Below are 13,156 nucleotides of genomic sequence, written 5' to 3' on the forward strand. Positions count from 1 at the left end.
GCAGCGTAGTGGTCGGGGCCGGACGCGGCGCCGGACTCGCCCGGGCCCGGGAGGTCGGTCTGCCCGTAGGCTCCCGGCATGCCGCTCGACCCGGACCGACCGCGCAAGCTCCTGCTCCTCGACTCGGCCTCGCTGTACTTCCGGGCCTTCTACGGGGTGCCCGACCAGCGCAAGGACCCCTCCGAGACGCCGACCAACGCGTTGCGCGGGTTCCTCGACATGATCTCGACCCTCGTCACCGCCCACCGCCCGACGCACCTCGTCGCGTGCTGGGACGACGACTGGCGGCCGCAGTGGCGCGTCGACCTCGTGCCGACGTACAAGACCCACCGGCTGACCGAGGGCTCCGACGTCGTCGAGGAGAGCCCCGACGACCTCAGCCCGCAGGTGCCGCTCATTCGCGAGGCGCTGGCCGCGGTCGGCATCCCCGTCTCGGCGTGGCCGACCACGAGGCCGACGACGTCATCGGCACGCTCGTCACCCGCCATCACGGCGTCATGCCCGTCGACGTCGTCACCGGCGACCGCGACCTGCTCCAGCTCGTCGACGACGCCCACGGCGTGCGGGTGCTCTACACCGGCAAGGGCGGGGTCCGCGAGCCCGACGTCGCGACCCAGGCGCTGCTGCAGGAGAAGTACGGCGTGCCGACCGGCGAGGCCTACCTCGAGATGTCGGTGCTGCGCGGGGACACGAGCGACGGCCTGCCCGGCGTCAAGGGCATCGGCGACAAGACCGCCGCCCAGCTCATCCAGCAGTACGGGTCGCTCGCGGCCCTGCGCGAGGCCGTCGACTCCGGCGACCCCGCCCTCAAGGGAGCCCGGCGCACCAACCTCGAGGCCGCCGGGGCCTACCTCGACGTGGCGCCGACCGTCGTCCGGGTCGTCCGCGACGCGCAGGTCCCCGACGTCGAGCTCGCGCTGCCCACGGCCGTCGCCGACCGGCTGGCCCTCGACGAGCTGGCCGCCCGGCACGGCATCGAGAACCCCGTCGCCCGGCTGCTCACGGCCCTCGGCCTGGGCTGACGGGACCCGCCGGACGCGTCCAGCGCATCCGGAACGCGGTGGGCACGAACGCCGTCGCGGGATCGGGATGGCCACGGAACTCGCTCGGCGAGACCCCGACGACCTCGGAGAAGGTGCGGCTGAACGTGCCGAGGCTGCTGAACCCGACCTGCATGCAGACGTCGGTGACCGAGGTGTCGGTCGTGCGCAGCAGGGTCATCGCCCGCTCGATGCGACGGCGCTGGAGGTAGCGGTGCGGCGTCTCGCCGAAGACCTTCTTGAACTCGCGGATGAAGTGCGCCCGGCCCATGAGGGCGACCGCCGCCAGGGCCTCGACGTCGAGCGGCTCGGTGCTGTGCCGGTCGACGAGGTCGCGGGCCCGCAGCAGCCGCCGGTTGCGGTCCTCCTCGGCGGCGCTCACCGGCCCACCGTACGGTCCCGGCATCCCGGCTCCGCACTTTCGGAGAAGCACACCGGCGACGGGCCTCCTAGCGTCGTCCCCGACACCACGACCCGGGAAGGACCCGAACCATGCTGAAGCGCAACAACATCTCCTCGATCTTCGTCCTCGACCAGGACGAGGCCCTCCGCTTCTACACCGAGGTGCTCGGCCTGGAGGTCGAGCAGGACATGGACTTCGGACCGATGCGGTGGCTCACCGTGCACGTCCCGGGAGACCCCAAGTCCATCCTCCTCGAGATGCCCGGGGCGCCGGCCCACGACGAGGAGACGGCCGAGCAGGTGCGCGCGCTGGTGACCAAGGGCGCCGGCGGCGGCTGGCTGGCCTTCACGACCGACGACGTCCAGGGCATGTTCGACAGGGTCAGCGCCGCCGGCGTCGACATCACCCAGGAGATCGTCGAGCAGCCCTACGGCCGGGACTTCGCGCTGCGCGACCCGTTCGGCAACCACATCCGGATCGGCGAGGTCTTCGGCGGCTGAGCCGCACCGCTGCTCAGTCGAGGCGGTCGGCGGCGACGACCCCGCGCATCACGGCGTCGACCGCCGCCCGGGCGGTCCGGCGCAGCACCCCGTCGGTGGCCGCGTCGCCGACCTGGTCGAGCAGGTCGACGAGCTGCTTGCAGCGCCGGACGAAGTCGCCGGCCGCCATGTCCTGACCGCGCAGCACGTCGTCGAGCCGCCCGCCGGAGGCCCAACGGTGCACCATCCAGGCCATCCCGCCGTCGGGGCGGAGGTCGACGGCAGGTCGTGGTCGGTCTCGAGGGAGGCGATGTCGGCCGAGAGCCGCTCCATCGCCCGGACGGCCTCGGCGACCTCGTCGTTCGGCATCCGCGGCGAGACGTCGGCCTCCTCGTGGCGCGGCTCGTGGACGAGCGAGGAGACCGCGGCCGCCAGCCCGGGCGCGTCGAGCCGCTTCCAGACGTCGTGGCGCAGGCACTCGGCCGCCAGCAGGTCCTTCTCGGTGTAGAGCCGCCGCAGCCGCTCGCCGCGCTCGGTGACGACGGTGCCGCCGTCGGCGAGGTAGCCGAGGGCCTCGAGCGCCTCGCAGATGCGGTCGAACGTGCGCGCGACGGTGTTGGTGCGGCCCTCGACCCGCCGCTGCAGCCCCGTCGTCTCGCGCCGCAGCCGCCACCACCGCTCGGCCCAGCGGGCGTGCTCCTCGCGCTTCGGGCACTGGTGGCACGGGTGCTCGCGCAGCTGGCGGCGCAGGTGCTCGACGAGGTCGGTGTCGGCGGCGGTGGGGTCGGGCCGGCCGCGGCGCGAGGGGGCGTCCTCCAGCCCGCGCGGCGTCGCGATGCGCAGGCTCGTGGCGAGGTCGCGCCGCGACTTGGGCGACTTGGGGTTGAAGTGCGGCGGCACCCTGACGTGGGCCATCGCCTCGACCGGCTCGGGCACGTCGACGAGGGTCAGCCGGCGGAACTGCTTGTCCTCGGTGACGACCGCCGGCCCGGTGGGTGCCCCCTTCGCGGTCCGGGCGGGCTGCACGACCACGGCCCAGCCGGCGCGCCGACCGGCGGGGATGCGGATGACGTCGCCGACCTTGAGCGCCTCGAGCGAGACCGCCGCCTCGGCACGCCGGGAGGAGGCGCGCGCCTTGCGGCCGTCCTTCTCGGCGTCGACGAGCTCGCGGCGGATGCGCGCGTACTCGCGGAAGTCACCGAAGTCGCAGTGCATCGCGTCGGCGTAGCCGTCGAGGCCCTCCTCGTTCTTGCGCAGCTGCGTCGCGATGCCGACGACCGAACGGTCGGCCTGGAACTGCGCGAACGAGGTCTCGAGCACCTCGCGCGCCACCTCGCGGCCGACCTGGGCGACGAGGTTGACGGCCATGTTGTAGGTCGGCCGGAAGCTCGAGCGCAGCGGGTAGGTGCGGGTGGACGCGAGACCGCCGACCGCCATCGGGTCCATGCCCCGCGACCACTGGACGACCGCGTGCCCCTCGATGTCGATGCCGCGCCGCCCGGCCCGACCCGTCAGCTGCGTGTACTCGGCCGGCGTGATGTCGACGTGGGCCTCGCCGTTGTACTTCACGAGCTTCTCGAGGACGACCGTGCGCGCCGGCATGTTGATGCCGAGCGCCAGTGTCTCGGTGGCGAACACGGCCCGGATGCGACCCTCGGTGAAGAGCTCCTCGACGATCTCGCGGAACAGCGGGAGCATCCCGGCGTGGTGGGCCGCGAACCCGCGCGACAGGCCTTCGACGAACTCCCAGTAGCCGAGGACGCCGAGGTCCTCGTCGGCGAGGGATTCGACGCGCACCTCGACGTGCCGACGGATGCGGTCGCCCTCGCGCTCGGGGACCAGGCGGGTACCCGCGGCCAGCAGCTGGCCGACGGCCGCCTCGCAGCCGACCCGGCTGAAGATGAACGTGATGGCCGGCAGCAACCCCTCCCGCTCGAGGTCCTCGACCACCTCGGCGCGGGTGGCACCCCCGGCCGGCCGGCTGCCGCGGGCGAACCCCCGTCCGCCGGGACCACCCCGGGCCCGCGCGGTGGCGTGCGGTCGCGCTGGTTCCGCCCCCGCGCTTCCCCGCCGGCCCCCCGAGCCGCCGGGCGTCCTCGGTGAAGCGTCCGCGCTGCTCGGCGTTCCGGATGGCGTGCAGGAGGTCGGGGTTGACCCGGTTGCCCGCGAAGAGGTCGAACATCGTCGTGCCGACGAGCATGTGCTGGAAGAGCGGCACCGGCCGGTGCTCGGAGACGACCACCTCGTGGTTGCCGCGCACCTCGGCCAGCCAGTCGCCGAACTCCTCGGCGTTGCTCACCGTGGCCGAGAGCGAGACCACCTGCACCGACTCGGGCAGGTGGATGATGACCTCCTCCCAGACCGCGCCGCGGAACCGGTCGGCGAGGTAGTGCACCTCGTCCATGACGACGAACCCGAGCCCGGTGAGGGTCGAGGAGCCCGCGTACATCATGTTGCGCAGGACCTCGGTGGTCATGACGACGACCGGCGCCTCCCCGTTGACCGAGGAGTCGCCGGTGAGCAGGCCGACGTTCTCGGCGCCGTGCTGCCGCACGAGGTCGTGGTACTTCTGGTTCGAGAGCGCCTTGATCGGCGTCGTGTAGAACGCCTTCCGACCGCTGCTCAGGGCCAGGTGCACCGCGAACTCGCCGACGATCGTCTTGCCGGCGCCGGTGGGTGCCGCGACGAGGACGCCCTTGCCCTCCTCGACCGCCTCGCAGGCCCGCAGCTGGAAGTCGTCGAGCGGGAAGTCGAGCGCGTCGACGAACCGACCGAGCTCCGAGCGGGACCGCCGGTTCCGGGCCGCGGCAGCGGCGTACCGCTCGGCGGGACTGGGCATGGCCTCAGGCTACGTCAGCGCTCAGGCCAGCACCGACAGCGCGCCGGGCACGACCTCGAGCCCGATCGGCAGCGGCGCGAACCGCTCCCCGTCGGCGTACGAGACGATGCCGTGCGCCTCGAGCGACACCGTGCGGGCCCGGACGATCTCGACCGCCGGATGGCTCGTGTGGGTGCCCGAGAAGACCTTCGGGAAGACCCGCAGGAACTCGGGCACCGGCAGCCGGTGCAGGACGAGCACGTCCAGCAGCCCGTCGTCGAAGGCCGCATCGGGCGTCACCTTCATGCCGCCGCCGTAGGCCGGGCCGTTGCCGACCGCGACGAGCATCGCCTCGGTCTCCATCCGCTCGCCGTCGAGGGTGAGGACGTACGGGATGGGCCGGAAGACGGGCAGCTCGCGCAGGATCGCGAGGTTGTAGCGCATCGGACCCTTCGGCCAGCGCCAGCCGTTGGCCCGTTCGTTGACGACGGCGTCGAACCCGGCGGCGAGGACGCCGACGAACCAGCGCTCCTCACCCGTGGCGGTCACCAGCCGGGCCGCGTCGACCGGACGGGTGCGCCCTTCGAGCAGCCGCTCGACCGACTTCGCCGCGTCGCGCACGGGCAGGCCGAGCTCGCGGGCGATGTCGTTGCCGGTGCCGGCGGCGATGATGCCGAGCGGCACGTCGGTGCCGGCGCAGAGGTTGGTGCCGAGGTGGACCATCCCGTCTCCCCCGGCGACCACGACGGCGTCGACGGCCCGGTCGGCGACGGCGGCCCGCCCCGGGCCAGGGCTCCCGCCGCGTCGGCGGCCGAGAGGTCGACGACGTCGGCACCGGCCGCCCGCAGGAGGGTGAGCGCCTCGAGCCCGATCCGCCGACCGGTGTTCTTCCCCGAGGTGGGGTTGACGATGAGGCCGAGGCGCGTCATGGCGCGCACGCTAGCGGAGCCGTCGGCTCAGAGCTGGGAGGCCTCGGTGTCGTCGACGTCGAGCCAGTCCGGACGCTGGGCGGCCTTGCGCTTGTCGAGCGCGCGGCAGATGACCCACGCCCGAAGTACAGGACGCACAGGGGGCCGCGAAGACGAACATCGTGAACGGGTCTGCAGTGGGGGTGGCGACGGCCGCGAAGACGAAGATCAGGACGATGGCCACCCGCCAGCTCTTGATGAGCCGGGTGGCCGGGAGCGCGCCGATGAGGTTGAGCCCGACGAGGAAGACCGGGAAGAGGAAGCCCAGCCCGAAGACGAGGATGAAGCGGGTGACGAACGAGAAGTACATCGACGCGGCCTGGATGTTCGACGTCCCCGCGGGCGAGAGCCCGTAGAGGATCGACAGGCTCTGCGGGAGGATCGTGTACCCGAGCCAGCAGCCGAGGAGGAAGAGCGGCACGGTGGACCCGATGAAGGCCAGCGTGATGCGCTTCTCCTTGCGCGTCAGCCCCGGGACGATGAAGGCCCACAGCTGCCAGAGCCAGATCGGGCTCGAGGCGATGATGCCGACGAAGATCGACAGGCTGATGAGGTTCGAGAACGCCGCCGTCGCCTCGGCGAAGTTGATGCTGATCTGGCTCTCGGGGTGGGCGTCGGCGTACTGCTGGAACGGAGCCTTGAGGAACTCGAAGATCGGCTCGTAGTAGATGCCGGCGACGACGGCGCTGACGAGCACGGTCGCCGCGGCGATGAACAGGCGCCGCCGGAACTCCTTGAAGTGCTCCGCCAGCGTCATCCGGCCCTCGGGGTCGCGAGGGCGTCGGCGCAGGCGGGCCATGGGGCGGGGTGTCTCCGGGGTCAGAGCACCGGGCCGGACTGGTTGTCCGTCCGCGGCGTCTTCTCGTGGACGGCGTTGCCGTCGGGGTCGGGGAGGACCACGTCGTCGACGGGGCGGGCGGTGGTGACGGGCTCGCCGCGCACGGTCTCGCTCGCGGCCGGGGACGCGCTGGCCTTGCCGTCCTTCTTCATCTCGTCGACCTCGGACTTGAAGACGCGCGCCGAGCGACCGAGGCTGCGGGCCGCGTCGGGGAGCTTCTTCCAGCCGAAGATCAGGATGACCAGCACCGCGATGATGATGATCTCGGGGGCTCCGAAGTTCCGCAACATTGAAGTACTACCGTCCTTGTGTCGAGGTCGTGGTCAGTCTACGCGTGCCCAGGGCGGCATCCGCTCGGCCCGCCGAACTGCCCGGTCGGCGGACTGGGCCGCCCGCCGCGCCCGATGCTCCTCCCGGAGCCTGTGAGGGTCCTGCGTGACGGCTGTGACCGGGTCCTCGTCCGCGCGCCGCTCGTGGGCCGCTGCCTCGAGGGCCGAGACCAGCTCGCCGGCCCGGCCGAGCTCGGCGGTCAGGGCCTTGGCGCTGCGCCACGTGCGCCGTGCGCGCAGCCCGACGAGCACCCCGCCGCCGACGAGGATGACGGCCCAGAGCAGCACCCAGCCCCACCACGGCAGCACGGCTCAGCGCCCCTGCACGTCGGGGTAGCCGGCGAGGGCCGCGGCGGCGCCCTCGCGGACCTCGGCGACGACGTCGGCCGGCTCGGTGACGTAGCCACGCCCGCCGAGGCGCCAGAGGAGACGACGCAGCCAGGCCGTGTCGGCCGTGCGGACGCGGATGACCTGCCCGCCGCCGTCGGCCGCGGGCACCTCCTCGACCGAGTCGACCGGGTAGTAGTCCGAGACCCACGTCGCCCCGGGCAGCAGCCGCAGCGTGACGACGAGGTCGTCGGGCGCGGGCCGGAAGGTGCCCTCCGACAGGTCGCGCTCGGTGGCCTCGGGAGGCGGCGTGCCGTCGACGTCGAGGACCTCGAGCGCCTCGACCCGGTCGAGCCGGAAGAGGCGGGTGTCCTCGGCGCGGTGGCACCAACCCTCGAGGTACCAGCGGCCGTCGATGCCGACGACGCGCATCGGGTCGACGTCGCGCTCGGTGGCCTCGTCGCGGGCCGGCACGAGGTAGCGCAGGTGCAGGCGGCGCCGGTCGGCGATGGCCTGGCGGACCCGGGCGAGCAGGTCGGGGGCGGTCCCGTCGGCGACCTCGGCGAGGACGCGGTCGGCGGGTGCGGCGGCCTCCCCCGCGGCGGCCTCGAGCTTGGCCAGGGCGCGGTCGACGGCGTCGCGCTCGTCGAGGCCGGGGACCTCGCGCAGCGCCCGGAGGCCGACGATGAGGGTGACCGCCTCGTCGACCCCGAGCCGCAGCGGCCGCGCGATGGAGTCGGCGTTGCCGACGAAGACGCGTCCACCCTCCCAGTCGGCCTCGATGAGCTCGTCGGGCATCTGCCCGTAGCCGCAGAGGAAGAGCAGACGCAGGTCGGCCTCGAGCTGCTCGGTGCTGACGCCGAGGTCGGTGGCGGCCTGCTGGAGGTCGATGCCCTGGCGGTTGACCAGCCACGGCACCATCGTCAGGAGCCGGGCGAGGCGCGCGGTCGCGGTCTCGGGAGGTGCGGGGGGCATCAGGCCTCCCCTCCCCCGTGGGCCGCGAGGGCGCCGCGCAGCGCCTCGACGACCGCGTCGACCAGCTCGCGGGGCTGTTCGGCCACGACGTCGGAGCCGTAGCCGGCGACCTCCTCGGCGAAGGCCCACAGGTCGCTGTAGTCGAGGTCGACGAGCGACCACTGGTCGTCGACCTCGCCGACCGTGCGGGCCCGGCGGCGCAGCGCGTGCCCGGCACCACGGCGCACCCGGAGCACGGCGGGGCTGGACTGCGTGACGGGACCGGCGAGGGTGCGGGCCATGGCGCGCGGGTCGTGGTCGGCGGGCACCTCGAACGCACCGGGACGACCGGTGGCCCGCACCGTGCCGGACACCCGGGAGAGCCGGAAGACGCGCGGCGCCTGCCGGTCCTCGTCGAAGGCGTTGAGGTACCAGCGGCCGTGCCACGACACGAGCGACCACGGCTGGACGTGCCGCTCGGTGCCCTCGGCCGCCTCGGGTCGGCGGTAGGTGAAGGTCAGCGCGCGCCGGCGGACCACGGCGTCCTTGACGGCGTCGAACGCGGGCTCGGAGGTGCGCAGCCGCGGCTCGATGCCGATGAGCGCGTCGGCGTCGCGCTCGACCCCGGCCGCCCGCAGCTTGCGCAGCGCCTGGGCCGCCGGGCCGGCGAGCGAGGCCTGGGCCCAGGTGCGGCTGGCCAGGCCGAGGACGGCGAGCTCGTCGGGCTCGAACTCGATGTCGGGGAGGGCGTAGTCGCGCTGGTGGATGCGGTAGCCGGGCTCGTCCTCCCAGAGGGCGTCGATGTCCTCGGTGACGAGGGGGATGCCGAGCTCGCGCAGCTCGTCCTTGTCGCGCTCGAACATCCTCTCGAAGGCCTCGAGGGACGCGGACTGGCCGTACTGCGGGACGAGCTGGCGGACCTGTGCCTTGGACAGCGGACGGCGGGCCCAGAGCAGCACGAGGACGAGGTTGAGGAGTCGCTCGGTCTTGACCTGGGCCGCGCTCGGGCCGACGCCCCCGGACTCGCTGCTCACCCGGGAGACGCTACCCGACGGCTACGCTGCCCCGCGTGATGCAGTGGCGTGCCGGGACCGTGGTCGAGGAGGTCCGTTCCTGGCCGGGGGCCGTCGAGCTGGCGGTCGAGCTCGAGGGGTCCGGCGAGCGCGTCCGGGCGCTGGCGTACACCGCCGTCACGGGGGTACCCGGGGTCGCGGAACGGGTGCTGCTCAACGCCTCCGCGATGCTGCGCGGCCTCGGCACGGGTGGGCTGGCCTTCGTCGTCGCGCGCACCGACGTCCTGCCCGCCGACCCCGAGCCCGGCGCCGGCCACATCGTCAAGGCCCGCTACACCCCGCTCCAGCAGATGCTCCTCGCCGTCGACGAGCAGGACAGCCCGCACCACGACGTCCTCGCCGACGCCGACGACCTCGACGGCCTGCCCGTCGTCGTCGCCGACCTGCACAGCGCCCTCCCCGCGGTGCTCGCCGGGGTGCGGCTGGCCCGCCCGGACGCCCGGGTCGCCTACGTGATGACCGACGGCGGTGCGCTGCCCGCCGCCTTCTCCCGCGCCGTTGCCGGTCTGCGCCGCACCGGGTGGCTGGCGGCGTGCCTCACGGTGGGCCAGGCCTTCGGGGGCGACCACGAGGCGGTCACCGTGCACACCGGCCTGCTCGCCGCCCGTCACGTCGTCGGGGCCGACGTCGTCGTCGTGGCCCAGGGTCCGGGCAACGTCGGCACGGGCACGCGCTGGGGCTACTCGGGCGTCGCGGCCGCCGAGGCGCTGCACGCGGTCGACGTGCTCGGCGGGCGCGCCATCGCCTCGCTGCGGGTGTCGGGCGCCGACGCGCGCGAGCGGCACCGCGGTGTCAGCCACCACAGCCGCACCGCCTACGGGCGGGCCCTGCTCGCGCCGGCCGACCTGCCGTTCACGGCCCTGCCCGACGCCGACCTCGACGCGCTCGTGCGCCGCCAGGTCGCGGAGCTGGTCGCCTCGGCCCGGGCCACCCTCACGCCCGTCGAGGTGCCCGCGGGCGGCCTGCTCGGGGCCCTCGCGGACTCACCGGTGGGGCTGACGACGATGGGGCGGGGTCTGGATGCCGACCCCGCCGCGTTCCTCGCGGCCGCGGCCGCAGGAGTGCACGCCGCTGCGTGCTCCTGAGCCCGTGCTCAGCGCACGCCCATGAGGTCGACGACGAAGATCAGCGTCTCGCCGGGGCCGATCGCCGCGCCGGCGCCCCGCTCGCCGTAGGCCTTGTGGGGCGGGATGGTCAGCTTGCGCCGGCCGCCGACCTTCATGCCCGCGATGCCCTCGTCCCAGCCGGCGATGACCATGCCGACGCCGAGCCGGAACTCCAGCGGCGCACCGCGGTTCCACGAGGCGTCGAACTCCTCGCCGCTCGAGTGCGCGACGCCGACGTAGTGGGCCGACACGGTGCTGCCGGGCGTGGCCTCGGCGCCGTCACCGACGGTGATGTCCTCGACGACGAGGTCGGCGGGCGGCTGGTCGCCCGGGAAGTCGATCTCGGGCTTGGTGGGCTCGGACATGCTGGTGCTCCCTCTCGGTGGGTGTGCGGGTCGGCCGGTGGGGGTCAGTACGCGGCGAGGATGTCGACCGAGAACACGAGGGTGTCGGTGCCCTTGATCTTCTCGCCGCTGCCCGCGCTGCCGTAGCCGTCGGCCGGCGGGACGATGAGCAGGACGCGGCTGCCGACCTTCTGGCCGACGAGGCCGTTGTCCCAGCCCTTGATGACGCTGCCGGCGCCGATGGTGAAGTCGAAGAACGGCTGCTCGGGGCGGCTGGCGCTGGAGTCGAAGACCTCGCCGTTGCGGTAGAGGGCGCCGGTGTAGGCCACCCGGACGCTCTGGCCCTTCTTCACGGCGGCGCCCTTGCCCTCGATGAGCGGCTGCACGACGGTCTTGGTCGGGGCGTTGACGCCCTTGGGCACGGTGATCGTCGCCGGCTTGCCCTTCTCGACGGTGACGGTCGGCAGGTCCTTCTTCGGGGCGACCGCGGTGCCCTCCGCCGTCGCGAGGGCCTGCGCGCTGCCCACGAGGTCGAGGACGAACACCACGGGGTCGTCCTTGGCGATGCCGAGCTGCTGGTTGCCGGTGTCGCCGTACGCGTCGGCGGCCGTGGAGGCGATGACGATGCGCGAGCCGACCTTCTTGCCCGGGATCTGGCTCTTGAACGACGCGAAGAGGTCGGCGGCACCGAGGTCGAGCCCGACGGTGCCCTGCTTCCAGGTGCTCGTGACGGTCTTGCCGTCCTTGCCGTTGACGAGCACGGCCTGCAGGCTGACGAGGTCGTCCTTGCCGATGGCCGCCCCGTCACCCTCGGAGAGCACCTTGGACTCGGTCTTCGTGACCGACAGGGGGGCCTTGACCGTGACGGTCGGCTCCTTCTGCTCGGCGCCGGCGACGGTGATCCCGGTGAGGGTGCTCGAGGAGGTCGAGGCCTTCTCCTCCCCGCAGCCGGTGAGGACGAGGGCGCCGGCGAGGAGCGTGGCGGACAGGGTGGTGGTCAGGCGACGGGGCACGGGTGCGAGAACCTTCGGTCGGGGACGCCGGGGCGCTGGGACGACTGTCCACGATAACCGTGGACCGTCCGAACACTGGCATCGGCGGCTGGGAGCCCGCTGGGTGATCAGACCGTCATGCCGTCGATGAGCCGCTCGACGCGGGCGTCCTCGGCGAGGAACGGGTCCTTGCACAGGACCGTGCGCTGGGCCTGGTCGTTGAGCTTGAGGTGCACCCAGTCGACGGTGAAGTCGCGCCGGTGGGCCTGCGCGGCCCGGATGAAGTCGCCGCGCAGCTTGGCGCGGGTGGTCTGAGGTGGCTTGACCTTGGCCTCGAAGACCTCGGGGTCGGACACCACCCGGGCGATGCGCCCCCGCCGCTGGAGCAGGTAGAACAACCCGCGGCTGCGGTCGATGTCGTGGTAGGCGAGGTCGATCTGGGCCAGCCGGGGGTGGTCGAGGTCGAGGCCGTGGCGCGAGGCGTACTCGTCGAGCAGCCGGTACTTGACGACCCAGTCGATCTCGGTGCCGACGAGCCCGAGGTCGCCGGTCTCGACGGCGGTGAGGGTGCGGTCCCAGAGGTCGAGGACGCGCTCGTGGAGGCTGTCGGTGGCGCCCTCGCGGGCCACGAACTCGGCGGCCTTGGCGTGGTACTCGCGCTGGAGGTCGAGCGCCGACAGCTCGCGGCCGTTGGCCAGGCGCACCGTGCGCCGCCCGGTCATGTCGTGCGAGATCTCGCGGATCGCCCGGATCGGGTTCTCGAGGGTCAGGTCGCGCATGACGACCCCGGCCTCGATCATCCGCAGGACGAGGTCGGCGGACCCCACCTTGAGCATGGTCGTCGTCTCGGCCATGTTCGAGTCACCGACGATGACGTGCAGCCGCCGGTAGTGCTCGGCGTCGGCGTGCGGCTCGTCGCGGGTGTTGATGATCGGCCGGCTGCGGGTGGTCGCCGACGAGACGCCCTCCCAGATGTGGTCGGCCCGCTGGCTGAGCGCGTACGAGGCGCCCTTGCTCGTGGTGACGAGCTTGCCTGCGCCGCAGGTCAGCTGGCGGCTGATGAGGAACGGCAGCAGCGTCTCGGAGAGGGTCTGGAACTCCCCGGCCCGGGTGACGAGGTAGTTCTCGTGGCAGCCGTAGGAGTTGCCGGCCGAGTCGGTGTTGTTCTTGAAGACGTAGATGTCGCCGGCGACGCCGTCCTCGTGCAGCCGGTGCTGGGCGTCGGCGACGAGGCCCTCGACGATCCGCTCCCCCGCCCGGTCGTGGGTGACGACCTGGCGCACCGAGTCGCACTCGGCGGTGGCGTACTCGGGGTGGGACCCGACGTCGAGGTAGAGCCGGCTGCCGTTGGTGAGGAAGACGTTGCTCGAGCGGCCCCACGCCACGACCTTGCGGAAGAGGTAGCGGGCCACCTCGTCCGGGGTGAGCGTGCGCTGACCGGCGGTCGAGCACGTGATGCCGTACTCGTTCTCGATGCCGAAGATG

14 protein-coding genes and 3 pseudogenes are annotated in these 13,156 nt (G+C 73.2%); 4 read left to right on the forward strand and 13 right to left on the reverse strand.

Annotation, left to right across the window (positions count from 1 at the left end; translation table 11 throughout):
* The first annotated feature begins 78 nt into the window (after nucleotides 1-78).
* A pseudogene (locus G7075_RS06455) lies at nucleotides 79-1,022 on the forward strand (5'-3' exonuclease H3TH domain-containing protein).
* Here the strand turns inward: G7075_RS06455 and G7075_RS06460 are convergent.
* Complete coding sequence (locus G7075_RS06460; protein ID WP_240917942.1) at nucleotides 1,000-1,422, reverse strand: helix-turn-helix transcriptional regulator; 423 nt, start codon at nucleotides 1,420-1,422, stop codon at nucleotides 1,000-1,002. The pseudogene G7075_RS06455 and the gene G7075_RS06460 overlap by 23 nt on opposite strands.
* 110 nt (nucleotides 1,423-1,532) lie before the next feature.
* Between G7075_RS06460 and G7075_RS06465 the strand changes: the two genes are divergently transcribed.
* A complete protein-coding gene (locus G7075_RS06465) occupies nucleotides 1,533-1,943 on the forward strand; it encodes a VOC family protein (RefSeq protein WP_166120044.1) in 411 nt (136 codons plus the stop codon).
* 13 nt (nucleotides 1,944-1,956) lie between these two features.
* On the opposite strand, the gene G7075_RS22565 is transcribed toward G7075_RS06465, so the two are convergent.
* A complete protein-coding gene (locus tag G7075_RS22565) occupies nucleotides 1,957-2,178 on the reverse strand; it encodes a hypothetical protein (protein WP_371814197.1) in 222 nt (73 codons plus the stop codon).
* Nucleotides 2,179-2,270: 92 nt separating this feature from the next.
* A pseudogene (locus tag G7075_RS22570) lies at nucleotides 2,271-3,620 on the reverse strand (helicase-related protein); the annotation flags it as partial.
* A 452-nt stretch (nucleotides 3,621-4,072) separates the two neighbouring features.
* Between G7075_RS22570 and G7075_RS22575 the strand changes: the two are divergent.
* Entirely contained in the window at nucleotides 4,073-4,312 is a 240-nt protein-coding gene (locus G7075_RS22575; protein ID WP_371814198.1) for a hypothetical protein, read from the forward strand.
* Here G7075_RS22575 and G7075_RS22580 read toward each other — a convergent pair.
* The 7 genes and pseudogenes from G7075_RS22580 to G7075_RS06505 form a co-directional block, all read right to left on the reverse strand.
* Nucleotides 4,264-4,761, reverse strand: a pseudogene (locus G7075_RS22580) (DEAD/DEAH box helicase); the annotation flags it as partial. The gene G7075_RS22575 and the pseudogene G7075_RS22580 sit on opposite strands and share 49 nt — an antisense overlap.
* Nucleotides 4,762-4,782: 21 nt before the next feature.
* Nucleotides 4,783-5,484, reverse strand: coding sequence for a YegS/Rv2252/BmrU family lipid kinase (locus tag G7075_RS06480; RefSeq protein WP_240917943.1), 702 nt, complete (start codon nucleotides 5,482-5,484; stop codon nucleotides 4,783-4,785).
* A 195-nt stretch (nucleotides 5,485-5,679) separates the two neighbouring features.
* Nucleotides 5,680-6,507 carry a twin-arginine translocase subunit TatC gene (gene tatC, locus G7075_RS06485; protein ID WP_166120051.1) on the reverse strand — a complete coding sequence of 276 codons (828 nt, stop codon included), beginning with the start codon at nucleotides 6,505-6,507 and terminating at the stop codon, nucleotides 5,680-5,682.
* A gap of 20 nt (nucleotides 6,508-6,527) precedes the next feature.
* Nucleotides 6,528-6,836 carry a Sec-independent protein translocase subunit TatA gene (gene tatA / locus G7075_RS06490; RefSeq protein ID WP_166120054.1) on the reverse strand — a complete coding sequence of 103 codons (309 nt, stop codon included), beginning with the start codon at nucleotides 6,834-6,836 and terminating at the stop codon, nucleotides 6,528-6,530.
* A 33-nt stretch (nucleotides 6,837-6,869) separates the two neighbouring features.
* Complete coding sequence (locus G7075_RS06495) at nucleotides 6,870-7,184, reverse strand: hypothetical protein (protein ID WP_166120057.1); 315 nt, start codon at nucleotides 7,182-7,184, stop codon at nucleotides 6,870-6,872.
* Between the two features lie 3 nt (nucleotides 7,185-7,187).
* Entirely contained in the window at nucleotides 7,188-8,177 is a 990-nt protein-coding gene (locus G7075_RS06500; RefSeq protein ID WP_166120060.1) for a YafY family protein, read from the reverse strand.
* The gene (locus G7075_RS06505; RefSeq protein WP_166120063.1) at nucleotides 8,177-9,190 is read right to left on the reverse strand and encodes a YafY family protein; all 1,014 of its coding nucleotides are present in this window, start codon (nucleotides 9,188-9,190) and stop codon (nucleotides 8,177-8,179) included. The genes G7075_RS06500 and G7075_RS06505 overlap by 1 nt, the downstream gene beginning before the upstream one ends.
* Nucleotides 9,191-9,225: 35 nt before the next feature.
* Between G7075_RS06505 and G7075_RS06510 the strand changes: the two genes are divergently transcribed.
* A complete protein-coding gene (locus tag G7075_RS06510; RefSeq protein ID WP_205860634.1) occupies nucleotides 9,226-10,314 on the forward strand; it encodes a DUF3866 family protein in 1,089 nt (362 codons plus the stop codon).
* Between the two features lie 8 nt (nucleotides 10,315-10,322).
* On the opposite strand, the gene G7075_RS06515 is transcribed toward G7075_RS06510, so the two are convergent.
* From G7075_RS06515 to pafA, 3 genes are all read right to left on the reverse strand, one after another.
* Nucleotides 10,323-10,700, reverse strand: a complete 378-nt coding sequence (locus G7075_RS06515) for an FKBP-type peptidyl-prolyl cis-trans isomerase (protein ID WP_166120069.1) — start codon at nucleotides 10,698-10,700, stop codon at nucleotides 10,323-10,325.
* A 44-nt stretch (nucleotides 10,701-10,744) separates the two neighbouring features.
* Nucleotides 10,745-11,692, reverse strand: coding sequence for an FKBP-type peptidyl-prolyl cis-trans isomerase (locus tag G7075_RS20210; protein ID WP_205860635.1), 948 nt, complete (start codon nucleotides 11,690-11,692; stop codon nucleotides 10,745-10,747).
* A gap of 107 nt (nucleotides 11,693-11,799) precedes the next feature.
* Nucleotides 11,800-13,155 carry a Pup--protein ligase gene (gene pafA, locus G7075_RS06525; protein WP_166124260.1) on the reverse strand — a complete coding sequence of 452 codons (1,356 nt, stop codon included), beginning with the start codon at nucleotides 13,153-13,155 and terminating at the stop codon, nucleotides 11,800-11,802.
* Nucleotide 13,156 lies beyond the last annotated feature (1 nt).

Origin of the sequence: Phycicoccus sp. HDW14 (assembly GCF_011383005.1) — a bacterium.
Classification (GTDB): domain Bacteria; phylum Actinomycetota; class Actinomycetes; order Actinomycetales; family Dermatophilaceae; genus Phycicoccus.